General features: G+C 65.8%; 16 protein-coding genes and 1 tRNA gene. 8 read left to right on the forward strand and 9 right to left on the reverse strand.

Annotated elements, in window-relative coordinates; translation table 11 throughout:
- Positions 1–37: 37 nt before the first annotated feature.
- The 5 genes from lon to AC1RTA_RS02275 all read right to left on the reverse strand — a co-directional run bounded on the left by lon (position 38) and on the right by AC1RTA_RS02275 (position 6062).
- Positions 38–2455, reverse strand: a complete 2418-nt coding sequence (gene lon, locus AC1RTA_RS02255) for an endopeptidase La (protein ID WP_130458322.1) — start codon at positions 2453–2455, stop codon at positions 38–40.
- A gap of 114 nt (positions 2456–2569) precedes the next feature.
- Positions 2570–3844 carry an ATP-dependent Clp protease ATP-binding subunit ClpX gene (clpX, locus tag AC1RTA_RS02260; RefSeq protein ID WP_014237256.1) on the reverse strand — a complete coding sequence of 425 codons (1275 nt, stop codon included), beginning with the start codon at positions 3842–3844 and terminating at the stop codon, positions 2570–2572.
- Positions 3845–3859: 15 nt separating this feature from the next.
- Positions 3860–4501, reverse strand: a complete 642-nt coding sequence (gene clpP / locus AC1RTA_RS02265) for an ATP-dependent Clp endopeptidase proteolytic subunit ClpP (protein ID WP_014237255.1) — start codon at positions 4499–4501, stop codon at positions 3860–3862.
- Between the two features lie 125 nt (positions 4502–4626).
- The gene (gene tig / locus AC1RTA_RS02270) at positions 4627–5931 is read right to left on the reverse strand and encodes a trigger factor (RefSeq protein ID WP_014237254.1); all 1305 of its coding nucleotides are present in this window, start codon (positions 5929–5931) and stop codon (positions 4627–4629) included.
- A 46-nt stretch (positions 5932–5977) separates the two neighbouring features.
- Positions 5978–6062 (reverse strand) — tRNA-Leu (locus tag AC1RTA_RS02275).
- Positions 6063–6193: 131 nt separating this feature from the next.
- On the opposite strand from AC1RTA_RS02275, the gene hpnC reads away from it, so the two are divergent.
- From hpnC to hpnE, 3 genes are read left to right on the forward strand one after another with little or no spacing between them, the layout of a single operon-like run.
- Positions 6194–7018, forward strand: coding sequence for a squalene synthase HpnC (gene hpnC, locus AC1RTA_RS02280; protein ID WP_492783843.1), 825 nt, complete (start codon positions 6194–6196; stop codon positions 7016–7018).
- Positions 7019–7028: 10 nt separating this feature from the next.
- Positions 7029–7862, forward strand: coding sequence for a presqualene diphosphate synthase HpnD (gene hpnD / locus AC1RTA_RS02285; protein ID WP_492783844.1), 834 nt, complete (start codon positions 7029–7031; stop codon positions 7860–7862).
- Positions 7847–9184 carry a hydroxysqualene dehydroxylase HpnE gene (gene hpnE / locus AC1RTA_RS02290; protein WP_492783845.1) on the forward strand — a complete coding sequence of 446 codons (1338 nt, stop codon included), beginning with the start codon at positions 7847–7849 and terminating at the stop codon, positions 9182–9184. Before hpnD ends, hpnE begins: the two co-directional genes overlap by 16 nt.
- A 10-nt stretch (positions 9185–9194) precedes the next feature.
- Here the strand turns inward: hpnE and AC1RTA_RS02295 are convergent, their stop codons facing one another.
- The gene (locus AC1RTA_RS02295) at positions 9195–9749 is read right to left on the reverse strand and encodes a class I SAM-dependent methyltransferase (protein ID WP_492783846.1); all 555 of its coding nucleotides are present in this window, start codon (positions 9747–9749) and stop codon (positions 9195–9197) included.
- A gap of 316 nt (positions 9750–10065) precedes the next feature.
- On the opposite strand from AC1RTA_RS02295, the gene AC1RTA_RS02300 reads away from it, so the two are divergent.
- Positions 10066–12756: a bifunctional acetate--CoA ligase family protein/GNAT family N-acetyltransferase gene (locus tag AC1RTA_RS02300; RefSeq protein ID WP_014237249.1), complete on the forward strand. Its 2691-nt coding sequence runs from the start codon at positions 10066–10068 to the stop codon at positions 12754–12756.
- Between the two features lie 145 nt (positions 12757–12901).
- On the opposite strand, the gene AC1RTA_RS02305 is transcribed toward AC1RTA_RS02300, so the two are convergent.
- Complete coding sequence (locus AC1RTA_RS02305) at positions 12902–13093, reverse strand: DUF3460 family protein (protein ID WP_014237248.1); 192 nt, start codon at positions 13091–13093, stop codon at positions 12902–12904.
- A 320-nt stretch (positions 13094–13413) separates the two neighbouring features.
- Here AC1RTA_RS02305 and AC1RTA_RS02310 point away from each other — a divergent pair, with 320 nt between their 5' ends.
- Positions 13414–15111 (forward strand): AMP-binding protein, encoded by a 1698-nt coding sequence (locus AC1RTA_RS02310; protein ID WP_130458317.1) that lies wholly within the window; start codon positions 13414–13416, stop codon positions 15109–15111.
- Positions 15112–15181: 70 nt separating this feature from the next.
- Here the strand turns inward: AC1RTA_RS02310 and AC1RTA_RS02315 are convergent, their stop codons facing one another.
- Positions 15182–15415 (reverse strand): DUF3567 family protein, encoded by a 234-nt coding sequence (locus AC1RTA_RS02315; protein WP_014237246.1) that lies wholly within the window; start codon positions 15413–15415, stop codon positions 15182–15184.
- Between the two features lie 185 nt (positions 15416–15600).
- Between AC1RTA_RS02315 and AC1RTA_RS02320 the strand changes: the two genes are divergently transcribed.
- The 3 genes from AC1RTA_RS02320 to AC1RTA_RS02330 all read left to right on the forward strand — a co-directional run bounded on the left by AC1RTA_RS02320 (position 15601) and on the right by AC1RTA_RS02330 (position 17780).
- On the forward strand, positions 15601–16173 hold the full coding sequence (locus AC1RTA_RS02320) for a DNA-3-methyladenine glycosylase I (RefSeq protein ID WP_492783847.1): 573 nt from the start codon (positions 15601–15603) through the stop codon (positions 16171–16173).
- Positions 16174–16244: 71 nt separating this feature from the next.
- The gene (locus tag AC1RTA_RS02325; protein WP_492783848.1) at positions 16245–16793 is read left to right on the forward strand and encodes a hypothetical protein; all 549 of its coding nucleotides are present in this window, start codon (positions 16245–16247) and stop codon (positions 16791–16793) included.
- A 114-nt stretch (positions 16794–16907) separates the two neighbouring features.
- Positions 16908–17780 (forward strand): D-hexose-6-phosphate mutarotase, encoded by an 873-nt coding sequence (locus tag AC1RTA_RS02330; protein WP_492783849.1) that lies wholly within the window; start codon positions 16908–16910, stop codon positions 17778–17780.
- 188 nt (positions 17781–17968) lie between these two features.
- Here AC1RTA_RS02330 and AC1RTA_RS02335 read toward each other — a convergent pair whose 3' ends face one another.
- Positions 17969–19273, reverse strand: a complete 1305-nt coding sequence (locus tag AC1RTA_RS02335; RefSeq protein ID WP_492783850.1) for an MFS transporter — start codon at positions 19271–19273, stop codon at positions 17969–17971.
- Positions 19274–19316: the final 43 nt, after the last annotated feature.

Raw genomic sequence — 19316 nt, forward strand, 5'->3', positions numbered from 1 at the left:
TGCCGGAAGAATTGCATCCGGCATGGCAAAAATGGCATCAGTGGGTGATGACGCCGGAATTGGCGGAATCATCCGCCTGGGCGGCGACCGGCGCCGCTGCTTGATCTACAGCCGGCAGGGGCTCGGGCATGCGCTCCAGGGCGTGCTGCAGCACCTGGTCGATCCAGCGCACGGGAACGATCTCGATCTTGCCCTTGATGCTGTCGGGAATCTCGGTCAGGTCCTTGACGTTCTCTTCCGGGATAAGGGCCTTCTGCAGACCGCCACGCACTGCGGCCAGCAGCTTTTCCTTGAGACCGCCGATGGCCAGCACCTCGCCCCGCAGGGTGATTTCACCGGTCATGGCCACGTCGCAACGCACCGGAATGCCGGTCAGCACGGACACCATCGCCGTGCAAATGCCGATACCGGCGGAAGGGCCGTCCTTGGGAATGGCGCCTTCGGGCAGGTGGATGTGGATGTCGGTCTTCTGGTAGAAGTCATCCTTGATGCCGAGGGACTGGGCCCGCTGGCGCACCACGGAAACGGCCGCCTGGATGGACTCCTGCATCACCTCGCCGAGCTTGCCGGTCTTAATGGTATTGCCCTTGCCCGGCAGGGCGGCGGTTTCGATGGTGAGCAGTTCGCCGCCCACTTCGGTCCAGGCCAGACCGGTCACCTGACCCACCTGGTTTTCCTTTTCCGCCATGCCGAAGGTGTAACGGCGCACACCGAGGAACTTGTCCAGATTGCGTGCCGTGACGGCCACCTTGGTCTGGCTCTTCTTCAGCAGCAGGGTCTTCACCACCTTGCGGCAGATCTTGGAGATTTCACGCTCCAGGCTGCGCACACCGGCTTCCCGGGTGTAGTAGCGGATGATGTCGCGCAGGGCGCTTTCAGCCACGGCGATCTCGGTCTTCTTCAGACCGTTGTTCTTCATCTGCTTGGGCAACAGGTAGCGCAGGGCGATGCTGACCTTCTCGTCTTCCGTGTAGCCGGAAAGGCGGATCAGCTCCATCCGGTCCAGCAGCGGGCCGGGGATGTTGAGGGTGTTGGCCGTCGCCACGAACATGACCTCGGACAGGTCGTATTCCACTTCGACATAGTGATCCACGAAGGTGGAGTTCTGCTCCGGGTCCAGCACCTCCAGCAGGGCGGAGGAAGGATCGCCGCGGAAGTCCATGCCCATCTTGTCCACCTCGTCGAGGAGGAACAGGGGGTTCTTCACCGCCACCTTGGTCATGTTCTGCAGGATCTTGCCCGGCATGGAACCGATGTAGGTACGGCGGTGGCCGCGAATCTCGGCCTCGTCCCGCACGCCGCCAAGACTCATACGCACGAACTTGCGGTTGGTGGCCTGGGCGATGGACTGACCGAGGGAGGTCTTGCCCACCCCGGGAGGTCCGACCAGGCACAGGATCGGCGCCTTGAGCTTGTCCACCCGCTGCTGCACGGCGAGATACTCGAGAATGCGTTCCTTGACCTTCTCCAGACCCCAGTGGTCCTTGTCCAGAATCTTCTGGGCTTCGGCCAGGTCCTTGGAGACCCGGGTCTTCTTCTTCCAGGGCAGCCCCACCAGGGTCTCGATGTAGTTGCGCACCACGGTGGCTTCGGCGGACATGGGCGACATCAGCTTGAGCTTCTTCAGTTCGGACTGGGCCTTGGCGACGGCTTCCTTGGTCATGCCGGCGGCCTTGACCTTCTTTTCCATCTCTTCCAGGTCGGCCCACTCTTCGCCTTCGCCCAGCTCCTTCTGGATGGCCTTGACCTGTTCGTTCAGGTAGTACTCGCGCTGGCTCTTTTCCATCTGGCGCTTGACGCGGCCGCGGATGCGCTTCTCCACCTGCAGGATGTCGATCTCGGACTCGAGCTGGGTCAGCAGACGCTCGATGCGCCCCTTGATGTCGAACAGCTCGAGGATTTCCTGCTTCTGTTCGAGCTTGAGCGGCAGATGGGCAGCGATGGTGTCGGCCAGTCGGCCGGCTTCTTCGATGCCGGCAATGGAGGTGAGGATTTCCGGCGGAATCTTCTTGTTCAGTTTGACGTACTGGTCGAACTGGGCAATCACGGCCCGACGCATGGCCTCCACTTCATGGTTGGGGCCGTCTTCGCCGGCGATGGGTGTGGCGGTGGCGAAGAACATGGTCTGCTGGTTGTCCACCGCCGTGATGCGGGCGCGCTGGGTGCCTTCCACCAGCACCTTCACGGTGCCGTCGGGCAGCTTCAGCATCTGCAGGATGTTGGCAACGCAACCGATCTCGTAGAGGTCCTCGGGGGCGGGATCATCCTTGGCAGCGGACTTCTGGGCCACCAGCAGGATGCTCTTGCCGGCCTCCATGGCGGTTTCCAGGGCCTTGATGGACTTCGGGCGCCCCACGAACAGGGGAATGACCATGTGGGGGAAGACCACCACGTCCCGCAGGGGCAGCAAGGGCAGATCCACGGGCTCGGAAGGTAATAGGGTAATGCTGGACATGGTGAGTCCTTATGAAAAGCAATCACCCCTGAAGATAGGGGCGATGGAAGGATTCTTCAAGCCCGGGGAGTCACCAAATTTGGCGACTCCCCGGCTTGCAGGCAATGCGCGGGATCAGTTGGAGCCGGAAACCTTGGGCTGCTCGGCGTAGATGAGGATGGGCTTGGCTTCGCCGGAGATCATGCCTTCGTCGATCACCACCTTGGAGACATTGTCCATGCCCGGAAGTTCATACATGGTTTCCAGGAGCACGCCTTCCAGGATGGAACGCAGGCCCCGGGCGCCGGTCTTGCGCTCCAGCGCGCGACGGGCGATGGCAGTGAGGGCCGCGGGACGCACTTCCAGTTCGGCACCTTCCATGGCGAAGAGCTTCTGGTACTGCTTGATCAGGGCGTTCTTCGGCTCGATCAGGATTTCCACCAGGGCAGCTTCGGACAGTTCGTCCAGGGTGGCGATCACCGGCAGGCGGCCGACGAACTCGGGGATCAGGCCGAACTTGATCAGGTCCTCGGGCTCCACGGTGCGCAGCACTTCACCGACGGCCTTCTTGTCTTCCTTGCTCTTCACTTCGGCGCCGAAACCGATGCCGCCGCGGGTGGAGCGGTTGCGGATGACCTTTTCCAGGCCATCGAAAGCGCCGCCGCAGATGAAGAGGATGTTGGCCGTATCCACCTGGACGAAGTCCTGGTTGGGATGCTTGCGCCCACCCTGGGGCGGCACGCTGGCCACGGTACCTTCGATCAGCTTGAGCAGGGCCTGCTGCACGCCCTCGCCGGAGACGTCCCGGGTAATGGAGGGGTTGTCGGACTTGCGGGAAATCTTGTCGATTTCGTCGATGTAGACGATGCCCTGCTGGGCCTTCTCGACTTCGTAGTCGCACTTCTGCAGCAGCTTCTGGATGATGTTTTCCACGTCCTCGCCGACGTAGCCGGCTTCGGTCAGGGTGGTGGCATCGGCCATGACGAAGGGCACGTTGAGCAGGCGGGCCAGGGTCTGGGCCAGTAGGGTCTTGCCGGAGCCGGTGGGACCGATCAGCAGGATGTTGCTCTTGGCCAGTTCCACGTCATCGGCGCTCTTGCCCTGATGGCGCAGGCGCTTGTAGTGGTTGTACACGGCCACGGAGAGGATTTTCTTCGCCACTTCCTGGCCGATCACGTACTGGTCCAGGATGCTGCAGATTTCCTTCGGTGTCGGCAGGTCGTCCTTGCCGCCCTTGCCGCCGACGTCACCGGCGATCTCGTCGCGGATGATGTCGTTGCACAGCTCGATGCACTCGTCGCAAATGAACACGGACGGTCCGGCGATGAGCTTCTTCACCTCATGCTGGCTCTTGCCGCAGAAGGAGCAATAAAGCAGCTTTTCGGCGCTGCCGCTTTTCTTTTCCGTCATATGTCGTCCCCTGCCTTATTTTGCTTCCTGGGCGTCGGCACGGCTGCTCAGAACCTTGTCGATCAGGCCGTATTCCATGGCTTCGGCTGCAGAAAGGAAGTTGTCGCGATCCGTATCCTTCTCGATACGATCCACGGGCTGGCCGCTGTGCTTGGCCATGATCTCGTTCAACTTGGCACGCAGGGAGAGAATTTCCTTGGCGTGGATTTCGATGTCGGAGGCCTGGCCCTGGAAACCGCCCATCGGCTGGTGAATCATGACACGGGAATTGGGCAGCGCAAAACGCTTGCCCTTGGCCCCGGCGTTGAGCAGGAAAGCGCCCATGGACGCAGCCTGGCCCATGCACAGGGTGGAGACGTCGGGCTTGATGAACTGCATGGTGTCGTAGATGGACAGGCCAGCAGTCACGGAACCACCCGGGGAATTGATGTAGAAGAAGATGTCCTTGTCGGGATTGTCTGCTTCCAGGAACAGCAACTGGGCCACCACCAGGTTGGCGGAGGCGTCGTTCACCGGCCCGACCAGGAACACGATGCGTTCCTTGAGCAGGCGGGAATAAATGTCAAAAGCCCGTTCACCGCGGCCGCTTTGCTCAACCACCATGGGGACCAGCCCCAGGGCTTGGGGATCCCACTGGCTGCCGTTATCGATCTTCATGCGCATCCTCTGTTTTTTGGTTGGGGGAGTCGAAGGTTTGGGACGTTGCGGTGACTTATTATGACGCAGGGGCCGCAAAAACTTGCAGCCCCCACGTTACTTCTTCTGCGGATGCGAAGCGCGTCTTAGGCGCGGCGACCCATCAGTTCGTCGAAGTCGGCGGTCTTGTCGGTAACCTTGGCCCGTTCCAGGACCCAGCTTACCACGTTATCTTCGACCACGACGGCCTCGACCTCGGCCAGACGCTGGGGCTGGGCGTAGTACCACTTCACCACTTCGTCCGGGTTCTCGTAGGACTGGGCAGCCTCTTCCACCATGGCCTTGATCTGCTCGGGCTTGGCGTACAGGTTTTCCACCTTCACCAGCTCGGCCAGCACCAGACCCAGGGTGACGCGGCGCTTGGCCTGCTCGCCGAACCACTCGGGCTTGACCGGCAGGTCCTTGCCCTTGAAGCCGCGGGCTTCCATGTCAGCCTTGGCGGCCTGCATCAGACGCTCCACTTCGCCTTCGATGAGAGCGTTGGGCACGTCGATGGGGTTAGCCTTGAGCAGGGCCTCCATGACCTGGTCCTTGGTCTGGGCCTGGATGCGCTTCTTCACTTCGCGACCCAGATTGGTCTGGATCTCGGCGCGCATCTTTTCCACGTCGCCGTCGGCGATGCCCATCAGCTTGGCGAATTCGGCATCGACCTCGGGCAGCTTGGCACCCTGGACTTCCTTGACGGTGATCTCGAACTGCACGGACTGGCCGGCCAGGTCCTTGGAGAAGTAGTCAGCGGGGAAGGTCATGTCGAAGGTCTTGGACTCGCCAGCCTTGAGGCCTTCCACGTTGTTCTCGAAATCGGCCAACATCATGCCTTCGCCCAGGACGAAGGGGTAATCGGTGGCCTGGCCGCCTTGGAAGGCAACGCCGTCCTTCTTACCCAGGAAATCGATGACCACGCGGTCGCCCTTGGCGGCGGCGCGATCGGCCTTGTCGAAGGTGACGCGCTGCTTGCGCAGGATGTCCAGGGTCTTGTCCACTTCGGCAGCGCCGACTTCGAAGGACAGACGCTCCACATCGGTGGTGGAAACGTCGCCCAGGGTGATTTCGGGATAAACCTCGAAAATGGCGGAGAATTCCAGCTGGGTGTCGCTCTCGGTCTTCTTGGCCTCGATGCGGGGATAGCCGGCCACACGCAGCTTCTGGGCGGTCACGGCTTCGCCGAAGGCCTTATCCACAGCGTCGGCCAGGGCTTCGTGGCGGGCCTGGGCACCGTACTGCTGCTTGACCATGTTGAACGGCACCTTGCCGGGACGGAAGCCGGGCAGCTTGACGCTCTTGCCCATGCGCTTCAGACGCTCGTCCACGTCCTTATCCAGATCGGCGATGGCAACGGCGATATCCAGGCGACGTTCCAGGGCGCTGGAGACTTGGGAATTCTCTTGCATGCGTTTTCCTTAGTGACAACAAGGGCAGCCTAGGCCGCCCGATCCGTGGTGCGAGAGAAGGGACTCGAACCCCCACGCCTTGCGGCGCTGGAACCTAAATCCAGTGCGTCTACCAATTCCGCCACTCTCGCGCAAACGAGCTATTTTACCCGAGTTGCCTCTATACTGTAAGCCTTGCCCCACGCCGCGAATCCGCGGGGGCCGCAACCGCCAGAGACGACGCCGGCCTGGCCCGGCAAGCGTCCGCCACGACCGCATGCCCATGCCCGTCGATCACTACGAAAATTTCCCTGTCGCCTCCATCCTCCTGCCCCGGCACCTGCGCCGCCCGGTGGAAGTCATCTACCGTTTCGCCCGCAGCGCCGACGACATCGCCGACGAGGGCGAAGCCGGCGATGCCGAGCGCCTGCAGGCCCTGGCAACCTACGACGCCGAGCTGGAGCGCATCGAGGCCGGCATCACCCCGGAAACGCCCCTATTCCAGGACCTGGCCCCCATCCTGGTGGCCCACGACCTGCCCCTGCAGCCGTTCCACGACCTGCTCTCGGCCTTCGCCCAGGACGTCACGGTCAAGCGCTACGCCGATTACCCCGCCCTGCTCGACTACTGCCGCCGCTCCGCCAACCCGGTGGGACGCATCATGCTGCACCTGTTCGAAGCCGCCACGCCGGAAAACCTGACCCGCTCGGACGCCATCTGCACCGCCCTGCAGCTGATCAATTTCTGGCAGGACGTGGCCGTGGACTGGGAGAAGCAGCGGGTCTACCTGCCCCAGGAGGACCTGCTGCGCTTCGGCCTCGACGAAAAAGCCATCGCCGCCGGACAGGTCGACGAGGCCTGGTGCGCCCTCATGGATTTCCAGGTGCAGCGGGCCCGCCAGCTGATGCTGGACGGCGCCCCCCTGGCCCTGGACCTGCCCGGCCGTTTCGGCTGGGAAATCCGCCTGACGGTGGAAGGGGGCCTACGCATCCTGGAAAAAATCGGGCAGGTAGGGGGCGACGTTTTCCGCCGGCGCCCCCGTCTCGGCGGCGGCGACTGGTTGCTCCTGGCCTGCCGTGCCGCCCTCTTCCGCCACGGATGCCGCTAGAATCCCGCCCATGAATCCCCACGACTACTGCCAGCAGAAGGCAGCCGCCAGCGGCTCCTCCTTCACCATCAGCTTCACCCTCCTGCCCCGGGAGAAGAAGCAGGCCATGACCGCCCTCTACGCTTTCTGCCGGGAGGTGGACGACGTGGTGGACGAAGTCGAGGACCCCCAGGTGGCGGCCATCAAGCTGGCCTGGTGGCGCCAGGAGGTGGAACGGCTCTACGACGGCACGCCCCAGCACCCGGTGGCCCAGGCCCTGGCCGAGGTGATCAAGACCATTCCCCTGGACAAGGAACTGCTGCTGGAAATCATCGACGGCATGGAAATGGACCTGACCCAGGCCCGCTACGCCGACTTCAAATCCCTGCAGCTCTACTGCTACCGCGTCGCCAGCGTGGTGGGCCTGCTCTCCGCCGAAATCTTCGGCATGACAGAAAGAGCCACGCGCAAGTACGCCCACGACCTGGGCATGGCCTTTCAGCTCACCAACATCATCCGCGACGTGGGCGAGGATGCCCGCCGCGGCCGCATCTACCTGCCCATGGACGAACTGCAGCGCTTCAACGTGCCGGCGGCGGACATCCTCAACAGCCGCCCGACGGAAGCCTTCGCCGCCCTCATCCAGTTCCAGATCGAACGGGCCCGTGGCTTTTACGAGCAGGCCTTCGCCGCCCTGCCGGCGGCGGACCGCCGCCAGCAGAAGCCGGGGCTGGTGATGGCCGCCATCTACCGCAGCCTGCTGGAAGAAATCGCCGCCGAGCCCGGGCTGGTCCTCACCCACCGCATTTCCATCCCGCCCGGACGCAAGGCCTGGCTGGCGCTCAAGGCGTGGATCAAGGGCTGACGCCGTCCGGCACCGGGGCACCGGCCCGGGTCGCCATTGTCGGCGCCGGCTGGGCCGGCCTGGCCTGCGCCGTGGCCCTGGTCCGCCAGGGCATCCCCGTCAGCGTCTTCGAATCGGCGCGCCAGCCGGGCGGTCGCGCCCGCCTGGTCCAGGTCGAAGGCCTGGCCCTGGACAACGGCCCCCACCTGCTCATCGGTGCCTACGGCGCCACCCTGGAACTGATGGGCCAGATCGGCAGCGCCGGGCACCTGCGCCGGACGCCCCTGGCCCTGCTGACGCCGCCCCACTTCAGCCTGCGCCTGCCGCGCCTGCCCGCCCCCCTGCACCTGGCCTGGGGCCTGCTCACGGCCAAAGGCGTCGGCCTGGGCGAGAAGTTCGCCGCCGCCCGCTTCATGCAAGCCCTCAAGGCCAGCGCCTACCGGCTCCCCGCCGACTGCAGCGTCAGCGAACTGCTGCAACGGCACCGCCAGGGCCCCCGGCTGACCCGTTTCCTGTGGGAACCCCTGTGCCTGGCCGCCCTCAACACCCCGGCCGCCACCGCCTCAGCCCAGGTCTTCGCCAACGTCCTGCGCGATAGCCTGGGTGGCCCGGGAGGCGCGACGGACATGCTTTTGCCGACCACCCACCTGGGGGGCCTCGTCCCTGAACCCGCTACGGCCTGGCTGGCTGAAAATGGCCAGCCGGTGCGCCTCTCCAGCCGGGTACGCCGCATTTCGGCCAGCGGCGCGGGTTGGCGACTGGAGTGGGAAAACGAAGGACAGACGGGCAGCGCCGAATTCAGCCAGGTGGTGCTGGCCACCGCCCCCCAGCACGGCGCCGCCCTGCTGCCGCCGGCACCGGCCCTGGACGCCCTGCGCCGGCAACTGGCCGCCTTCGCCTACGAGCCCATCGCCACGGTGTATCTGCAGTACGACGCAGACGTAACCCTGCCCTTCCCCCTGCTGGGCCTGGCCGGGCCCACCGGCCAATGGGTCTTCGACCGGGGCCCTCTCGACGGCCACCGGGGCCTGCTGGCCTGCGTCCTCAGCGCCCACGGTCCCTGGGAAGCGCTGGCCCCCGAGGCCCTGGCCCAGTCCCTGCACCGGGAGCTGGAAAGCGCCCTCGGCCGCCCCCTGGCGCCACCCCGCTGGCAGCGCACCATCCGGGAGGCCCGGGCCACCTTCGCCTGCCGGCCCGATCTGGAGCGCCCCGCCAACGCCACGCCCCTGCCCGGCCTGTGGCTGGCCGGCGACTACACCGCCGGCGACTATCCGGCCACCCTGGAAGGGGCCGTGCGCAGCGGCCATACGGCCGCCCGCCTGATCGCCGCCAACCTGGCTTAAGCACCCCGCCTCAGGACCGGCCGGGAAGCCGGGGCAAGTCGCACCGCACCGCACACAGGCGCTGCACCATGGCCGCTTTCGGTGCCTCCACCTCTCCCGCCTCGTAGGCAACCACCTGCAGCCCCTGCTGCCGGCAGACCTCCAGCAATTCCCCCGGCTGCAGCAGGAAATCCGGCCGGCTCGGCTTGCCGAAACGCTCGTTGCCCGCCATGAAGGTCTCGTAGAGCAGCACACCCCGGGGCGCCAGGGCTGCCGTCAGCAGGGGCCACAGGGGCCGGTGCAGATAGTTGGTGACGACGATGCCGTCAAAGCGGCGTCCGGCCAGGGGCCAGGGACCACCTTCCAGGTCCGCCGCCAGGGCTTCGATGCCCGGCAGCCCCGTCAGGGCGGCAATGGCCTCAGCATCCCGATCCACGGCCGTCACCGCCAGGCCCCGGGCCGCCAGCCAACGGGCATGGCGGCCACTGCCGCAGGCCAGATCCAGCACGCTGCTGCCGTCGGGCAGGAGGTGGGCAAAGCGGGTGATCCAGGAGGATGACGGCAGGACGGAAACAGGGGCGGACATGGGAGCTCCGGACGAAGGCTGGGCAAAAGCCGGGAGCAAGGGCTCCGGCCAAATATGGTGCAATGCAACATGGCGTACGGGTGAAACAGGGCACGGCCGAATCAACCCCGGCAAGCGGCCGGAAATCGGCCCGACAGGCAGACTATAGGTTTAATTGTCACTTTCCTGACCTGGATCAAACGGCAACCGGGGACTGCGGTTTTCCCCATGAGACACCTTCTGACTTTTGTGCTAGATTTTTGCGTCGCACAATATCAAACTGGAACTCGAATCAGCACCGGCCAAGCCGGGCTGGTCCAAAGCTCGGGGACAAGTCATGCACGAAGAAGAACACTACCTTACCAGCCTGTTCGAACCCAAGTCCGTCGCCGTCATCGGTGCCTCGGACCGGGAAAACTCCGTCGGCAACATCATCTACCGCAACATCGTGGCCGCCGGCTACAAGGGCCGCCTCTACCCGATCAACCCCAAGCACGACACCGTGCAGGGCGTGCAGGCCTACAAGTCCATCGAGGAAATCGGCGCCCGCGTGGACCTGGCCGTGATCGCCACCCAGGCCCGCACCGTGCCGGCCATCATCGAGCAATGCGGCCGCAGCGGCGTCAAGAACGTGGTGGTCATCACCGCCGGCTTCGCCGAGGCCGGCCACTCCGGTGCCGCTCTCGAACGCAAGATGGTGGAAATTGCCCGCAGCTACGGCGTGCGCATCCTGGGCCCCAACTGTCTCGGCCTGATCCGCCCGGTGCAGGGCCTCAACGCCACCTTCGCCAACATCTCCGCCAACCCGGGCAACCTGGCCCTGGTCTCCCAGTCCGGCGCCCTGTGCACCGCCATTCTCGACTGGGCCAAGGTCAATGACGTGGGCTTCTCCTCCGTCATTTCCACCGGCGGCTCCGCCGACATCGATTTCGGCGAGATTCTCGACTACTTGGTTTACGACAACCGCACCCACTACATCCTCATGTACGTGGAAGGCATCCGCAACGCCCGCCGCTTCATGAGCGCCATGCGTTCGGCCGCCCGCATCAAGCCCATCCTGCTGCTCAAGGCCGGCCGTTACGAATCCGGTTCCGTCGCCGCCCAGGTGCACTCGGGCATGGCCCTGGGCTCCGACGCGGTGTTCGACGCCGCCCTGAAGCGGGCCGGCGTGGTGCGGGTGCGCAACATCGGTCAGCTGTTCTACGCCGCCAAGGGCCTGGCCTCCAAGTTCCGCCCCGACGGCAACAAGCTGCTGATCATCACCAACGGCGGCGGCCCCGGCGCCATGGCCGCCGACCGGGCCGCCGAGCTGGGCATTCCCCTGGCCGACCTGTCCCAGTCCACCATCGCCTCCCTCAATGCGGTGCTGCCGCCCACCTGGTCCCACGCCAACCCCATCGACATCGTCGGCGATGCCACCCCGGAACGCTACCGGGACGCCATCCTGGCCGGCACCCAGGACCCGGAGGTGGACGGCATCCTGGTGATGCTGACGCCCCAGGCCATGACCCAGCCCGAGGAAGTGGCCAAGGCCGTGATCACCGCCAGCGAGACCTGTACCAAGCCCATCGTCGGCTGCTGGATGGGCGAACAGCAGACCTACCCGGCGCGCAAGATGCTGACCGAAGCCGGCATCCCCGCCTTCCGCATGCCGGAAACGGCGGTGGACCTGTTCTCCCATCTGTCCACCTACTACCGCAACCAGAAGCTGCTGCTGCAGACGCCGGAACCCATCTCCCGCCAGGCCAAGACCGCCACCGAAGGCGCCAAGATGCTGATCGAAGCGGTGCTGTCGGAACGGCGCAAGGTGCTCTCCGAAATGGAATCCAAGTCCGTGCTGCGGGCCTTCAAGATTCCGGTGGCCCAGACCATGGTGGCCCGCACTCCCACCGAGGCCCTGCTGCTGGCCGAGCAGATCGGCTTCCCGGTGGTGATGAAGGTGGATTCCCCCGACCTGCCGCGCAAGTCCGAAGTGGGCGGCGTGCGCCTCAACATCATCTCCGCCGCCGCCGTGCGCAATGCCTACCACGACATTCTCGACACCGTGGGCCGCAACGCCCCCAGCGCCCGCATCAACGGCGTTTCCATCGAGCCCTTCGTGGCCCGTCCCAACGGCCGGGAACTGAAGGTGGGCGTGATCCGGGACCGGGTCTTCGGCCCCGTCATCACCTTCGGCGTCGGCGGTGCCGAGTGCGAGGTCTTCAACGACACCGCCGTGGCCCTGCCGCCCATGAACAGCTACCTGGTGGAAGACCTGATCCGTTCCACCCGGGCCGCCAAGATCCTGGGCGACTACCGCAACATGCCCGCCGCCAACATGGAGGCCCTGGAGGACGTGCTGCTGCGCATCTCCCAGATGGTGTGCGAACTGCCCTGGCTGCAGGAGCTGGACCTCAACCCCCTGATCGTCGATGAAAACGGCGCCATCGCCGCCGATGCCCGCATCGTCATCGACTTCGCCCCCTCATCCGGTGACCGCTATTCCCACATGGCCATCCACCCCTACCCGGCCCACCTGGTGGAGGACTGGGTCCTGCCCGACGGCCAGGTGGTGGTGATCCGCCCCATCCGTCCGGAAGATGCGGAAATGGAGAAGGAATTCGTCGCCCACCTGTCCGACGAATCCAAGTACTTCCGTTTCATGGACACCCTGCGGGAGCTGACCCAGTCCATGCTGGTGCGCTTCACCCAGATCGACTACGACCGGGAAATGGCCTTTGTCGCCGTCACCGAGGAGGACGGCAAGGAAGTCCAGGTGGGCGTCTCCCGCTTCGTCTCCAACCCGGACGGCGAAACGGTGGAATTCGCCCTGGCCGTGGCCGACGGCTGGCAGAAGCGCGGCGTCGGCCGCAAGCTGATGAGCGCCATCATCGAGTGCGCCCGGGCCAAGGGCTACCGGGCCGTGGTGGGCGACGTGCTGGCCCTCAACTCCAAGATGTTCAAGCTGATGACCAGCCTGGGCTTCACCATCCACCCCCACCCCGAAGATCCGGCCGTGAAGCGCGTCATCAAGCCCCTCACCGACTGATCCGCACGGCGCCCCTCAAAAGGGGGCGGGGTCCGGGCCGGACCGCCACCAGGGACGGCCCCGGAAATCCCTGCCCTCGCCAACAAAGCAAAAGGGCCAGGCATCATGCCTGGCCCTTTTGCTTGGTATGGTTGCCGTAACCGGCTTACTTGCTGTTCACATCGTAGGGGTAGGACTTCTGGGCCACCTTGGCGGCCTTGAAGCCTTCCTGCTCTTCCTGGGGCAGTTCCTTGTCCCACCAGATGGCCCGGCCCTTGCGCTGGTCTTCCACCCACTCCGGGTTCTTAGCCAGCATTTCGCGCATGAATTTGGTGTGATCGGATTCGTACAGGGCCATGCCAGGGACTCCCAATGATTGGAGGGTTGAACGCAAGGCCCGGATTATAGCCCAACTCCCCGGAAATTCTGCTGCCGCCCCCGTGGGCCCGCCCCGCCTTGACACTGGCGATTTCATTACGTTAACGTCAACGTCAATAAACAATATAAAACGCGTTACGCGATCCGGGCAGGGGGGAGTCGGGCCGTCGTCGGCCGCTTCTCGATCTCAGGACCACCTGACCACACAGGCCGGTCCGTTCTCCCTGTTCTGTCGCGGGTTGTACCGGAGCAATCCGGCGTTGCCTTTTCACACTGAACGACAAAACAGAGGAGAACAAGTTGTCTGCTACTGAAGCCTTTCTCAAGGCCCGCGACTTCCTGCTGGCCCACCGCACCGACTACACCACCGCCTACAACGGCTTCCAGTGGCCCCAGCTGACCGAGTTCAACTGGGCCCTGGACCACTTCGACGTCATGGCCAAGGGTAACGACAAGCCCGCCCTGTGGATCGTTGAGGAAGACGGCACCGAGCACAAGATTTCCTTCGCCCAGATGTCCGCCCGTTCCAACCAGGTGGCCAACTGGCTCAAGGCCCAGGGCGTCAAGCGGGGCGACCGCATCCTGATGATGCTGGGCAATGAAGTGCCCCTGTGGGAAACCATGCTCGGCTGTATCAAGCTGGGCGCCGTGCTGATTCCCGCCACCACCCTGCTCACCCCCGAAGACCTGCGCGACCGCCTGGACCGGGGCCAGGTCAAGCACGTCATCATCGGCGCGGCCCACACCGACAAGTTCACCGACCTGGCCGGCGACTACACCCGCATCTGCGTCGGCGGCGAACCCGCCGGCTGGAAGTCCTTCAAGGACAGCCACACCACCTCCGCCGAGTACACCCCGGATGCCGCCACCAAGGTTTCCGACCCCCTGCTGCTGTATTTCACCTCCGGCACCACCTCCAAGCCCAAGCTGGTGCTGCACACCCACCAGAGCTACCCGGTGGGCCACCTGTCCACCATGTACTGGATCGGCCTGCAGCCCGGCGACATCCACCTCAACATTTCCTCCCCGGGCTGGGCCAAGCACGCCTGGAGCTGCTTCTTCGCCCCCTGGAATGCCGGCGCCTGCATCTTCCTCTACAACTACAGCCGCTTCTCCGCCAAGTCCATGCTCAATGTGCTGGAGAAGTACCAGGTCACCACCATGTGCGCTCCCCCCACCGTGTGGCGCATGATGATCCAGGAAGACCTGGCCGCCTATAAGGGCCGCCTGAAGATCCGCGAACTGATCGGTGCCGGCGAACCCCTCAACCCGGAAATCATCGAGCAGCTGCAGAACGCCTGGAACATCACCATCCGCGACGGCTTCGGCCAGACCGAAACCACCGCCGAGATCGGCAACACCCCGGGCCAGCCTCTCAAGCCCGGTTCCATGGGCCGCCCCCTGCCGGGCTACCAGGTGGTGCTGGTGGATAGCGAAGGCAACGAGGCCGCCGAGGGCGAGATTTCCCTCAAGCTCAACCCGCGCCCCCTGGGCCTGATGGTGGGCTACTCCGGCGACGCCGAGAAGACCGCCGAAGTGATGCGCGACGGCGTCTATCACACCGGCGACGTGGCCACCAAGGACGAGGACGGCTACATCACCTACGTGGGCCGGGCGGACGACGTGTTCAAGGCCTCCGACTACCGCATCTCCCCCTTCGAGCTGGAATCCGTGCTGATCGAGCACCCGGCCGTGGCCGAGGCGGCGGTGGTGCCCTCCCCCGATCCGGTGCGCCTGGCCGTGCCCAAGGCCTACGTCATCCTGCGCAACGGCGAGAAGCCGTCCAAGGAACTGGCCAAGGACATCTTCGCCTTCCTGCGCGCCAACCTGGCTCCCTACAAGCGCATCCGCCGCCTGGAGTTCTCCGATCTGCCCAAGACCATCTCCGGCAAGATCCGGCGCGTCGAGCTGCGGGCCAACGAGGCCAAGCGTCGCAATGCCAACGAGAAGGGCGAGTGGGAATTCTTCGAGGAAGACTTCCCCGACCTGAAGGGCTGAGCCCCCGGGCTAGGGCAAAAAAAACGGCGGACCCGCGGGTCCGCCGTTTTTCATTCAGGACTGTTCCGGTCTACTGGAACACGATGGGCTGGGCGGCACCGGCGCAATAGTCGGCGAGAAAGTCGTCCACGGTTTCCGTGTCCGTCCCTTCGCCCACCACTTCCCGGATGGCCCGGTGGAACTGCTCCGCCCGCACGCCCTGAATGAACAGGGAGCGGTTCCCGGTCTTGTCTACCAACTCGAAACCGTACTGGGCCGGGTAGGCCAGAACCGAATACTCGTCGCTGCTGTAGAACGTGTCCATGATCGGGTCCTCTCGTGTTAAAACGAAGGGCGGCCATTCATCCTTTCCGCGTCTTCATCTCCCACATGGGAGTGCCACCCGCCGTTTTCAAGAGTATGAACCTTCCCGGGGCGAAAAAGTGCCCCGCCCCGGTGTTTTCCCCAGGTCGGGGCGTTACACTGCCGGCTCATTCCGAGGAGCCGACCATGCCCTGCCGCTGCGCCTGGGTCAGCGATGACCCGCTCTACCAGCATTACCACGACACCGAGTGGGGCGTGCCCCTGCGGGACCCCGCCCGGCTCTTCGAATTCCTCCTGCTGGAAGGGGCCCAGGCCGGTCTCTCCTGGATCACCGTCCTGAAAAAGCGGGAAACCTACCGCCTCGCCTTCGACCAGTTCGATCCCCACCGCATGGCGGCCTACGACGAGGCCAAGGTGGCCAGCCTGCTGGCGGACCCGGGCATCGTGCGCAACCGGCTCAAGGTGGCCGCCTTCATCCAGAACGCCCGGGCCTGGCTGCAGCTGTGCGAGGAAGAAGGCGATGCCGCCGCCTACCTGTGGCAGTTCGTCGGCGGCGCGCCGCGGCAGAACCGCTGGGCCAGCATCGCCGAGGCGCCGACCCGCACCGCCGAATCGGACGCCATGAGCAAGGCCCTGGCCAAGCGCGGTTTCAAGTTCGTCGGCTCCACCATCTGCTATGCCTTCATGCAGGCCACGGGCATGGTGAACGACCACACCACCGACTGTTTCCGCCACGCCGAAGTGGCGGCCACGACCTAGGCCCGGCGGTCACGCCGCTGTCATGTGGGGGTGCTAAAAAAGGAAGCCCCCCCACCCAGGAGACAGCCGCCATGTACGACCTGCAACCCGCCACCGCCGCCCTGCACCAGGGCTCCCTCAACGCCTTCTCCAGCATCGCCGGCCTGCTGCTCGATTCCGGCCACCGCACCCTGGACATCTGCAGCGCCGCCCGCCAGGACCTGCTCGAATCCCTGCAGGCGGACGATGGCGCCCTGCCCCGCCTGGACGCCGGCAAGACCGGCGACACCCTGCACCGCCACTCCCTGGCCCTGACCCAGGAAAGTCTGGGCGCCCTGATGGCCCTGCAGGAAGAGGCCATCCGCTTTTTCGAAGGGCACAGCCACGGCCTCAGCGCCTTCGTCGCCCACAGCATCGAAAAGGCCGGCAAGGGCCTGCCGGCGGAAATCCTGCCGGCGGTGAACCTGTTCCAGCAGAGCGTCACCCAGCTGGACCACACCCTGGGCCACCTGGCCGCCAATGCCTCCCACACCGCCGCCCAGGCAGCCACCCAGATCGAGGCCAGCCTGGCCGAGGAAAGTGCCGCGAACGAAGACAACGGCAGCAAGCCCCGCAGCGCCGCCCGCCGCAAGGGCGCCTGAAACACCGCACCGGGCGCCGCCAGCAGCCGCGCCCGGCGCCCCGCTACAGGCCGCCGGGCGGAGCCGCCGCCGCCCGGCTACAATAGCGCCCCGCCCTTTCTCCCAGCGCTCCCCATGTCGGCATCCCAGAAACTCGGCAACACCACCTTCCACGGCCTCGACGCCGTCCGCCTCACCCTGCCCGACGGCAGCACCGCCGTCATCAGCGCCTTCGGCGCCCAGGCCCTGTCCTGGGTCCCCGCCGGCGGCGGCGAGCGCCTCTATCTCAGCCCCCAGGCCAACTTCGGCGGCAGCGTCCCCATCCGTGGCGGCGTGCCGGTCATCTTTCCCCAGTTCAGCGAGCGCGGCCCCCTGCCCAAGCACGGCTTCGCCCGCACCGCCACCTGGACCCTGGAAGAGTGGCGCGAACAGCCGGAAGCGGAAGAAGGCGGCTTCGCCTGCGCCGTCTACAGCCTCACGGCCGACGACGCCAGCCGGGCCCTGTGGCCCCACGACTTCCGCGCCGAGCTGACCGTGGCACTGACCCGCGACCGCCTGGACATCGAACTGGAAGTGGAGAATCCGGGCAGCGAACCCCTGGAATTCACCGGCGGCCTGCACACCTATCTGCGCGTCAAGGAAGTGGAGAACGTCACCCTCACCGGCCTCCACGGCAGCCGCCGCCAGCTTCCCGGCAGCCAGGAGACCAAGGTCGAGACCGGCCCGGAACTTATGGTGGATGACGAGGTGGATCAGGTCTATCTGGACGTGCCCCGCCCCCTGCTGCTGAAGGACGGACGCCAGGCCCTGGCCATCGCCAGCGAGGGCTTTCCCGACGTGGTGGTGTGGAACCCCTGGGAACACCGCTGCGCCAGTCTCAAGGACATGCCGGCCAACGGTTTCCGCCACATGCTGTGCGTCGAGGCCGTGGCCGTGGGCAAACCGGTGGTGGTGGCCCCCGGCGCCTCCTGGTGGGGCCGCCAGACCCTGGTGACCCTGGACGCCTGACCCCGAAAACAGGCAGGGCGGAGAGGCAATATCCACGGGAATCTCCGCCTGCACTACCCTGAAATAGCCGTCCCTCCTGCCTTTCCGGCCAGGTCCCTGAACCGGACCTGGCCAGCCACCCGACAGCCCGCACCTCCCGCTGGTCTCTGTGCTCTCTGTGCCCTCTGTGGCCCGGATTTTCGGCCTTTTCAAACCTGGCGCTGCCCTACCCCCAAGGCCGTCAGCACGGCGATGGACTGAAGGATGGCCACCCCCACCAGCACGCTGGCGAAATGGCCGGCATCGAGCATGGGTCCGAACAGCAGGGGCGACAGGGCCAGCCCCGTATCCAGCCCCGAATAGACGAAACCGTAGACCCGGCCGAAAGCCTGCTGGCCGAAACGGGCCGCCGCCGCCCGGCGCACCAGCAGGTCCCGGGAAGGACCGGCCAGGCCGTTGCAGAAGCCGATGCAGGCCATCAGCAGCGGCACCAGGGCACCAGGCACGGCACCGCTGGCCAACAGCAGGGCCAGCAGGGCCGCCGTGGACAGGATCAGGGCGATACGCCGGTCGTGGGCCATGGCCTTGCCTGCGAGAAAGCCGCCCAGGGCCATGCCGCCGGCCCCGCCCAGGAGAAAGGCGGTGATGGCGCTGGCCGCCAGGCCCACGGAAAGGCCATAGACCTGCTGCAGCACCGGCGAGCCGAAATTCTGGAAGGCGCCGAAGGCGGTGGTGGTGAACAGGAAGAAGCCAAAGCACAGCCACACCGGGCCGCAGCCAAGGAAGGCGAAGGGGGAGCCGGGAGCCCCGTCGTGCCGGCTTGCCCCATGGGGCGGATCGGCCAGCAGATGGCGGAAGCAGACCAGCAGGCCGAGGGCCAGCAGGGCCACCGCGCCGGCGCCCAGGGCGGCGCCGCGCCAGCCGGCCAGGGCCGCGATGCCGGTGAGGAAGGCCGGCGCCGCCGCCCAGCCCAGGTTGCCGGAGAGGCCGTGGATGGAGAAGGCATGGCCCAGGCGGGCCGCGGAAACATGGCGGTTGAGCAGGGTGAAGTCCGCCGGATGGAACACCGCATTGCCCAGCCCCGCCAGGCCGGCGGCCAGGAACAGGCCGGCATAGCTGTGGGCCAGGGCCAAAGCCACGCCGGCGGCCGCCAGGCAGGAGACGCCGAAGAACAGCACCCGCCGCGCCCCCAGCCGGTCCACGGCGAAGCCGGCCAGGGCCTGGCCGATGCCGGAAACGACGAAGAAGAGGGTCATGGTGGCCCCCACCTGGGTGAAGCTGAGGCCGAACTCCTGCATCAGCCAGGGAAAGAGGGGCGCCAGCAGGAGATGGAAGAAATGGGAGACGCCGTGGGCAAAACCCACCACGCTGATGGTGGCGTATTCGCGCCGGCGCTGCAGCCTGGCGGCCTCGCCCGCTTCAGTACCGGCAGGGGCGGCAGTCGTGTCGGTGACGGCGGCAGCGAGCGCCACAGGTTCGGGGGATGCCACGGCGGCGTTGCTATCGGTACCCATGGGCCCGGCTCCTGATGATGGAAAACAGGCTGGCATCCTAACC

The organism is Azospira sp. MPR-E4 (assembly GCF_058809645.1).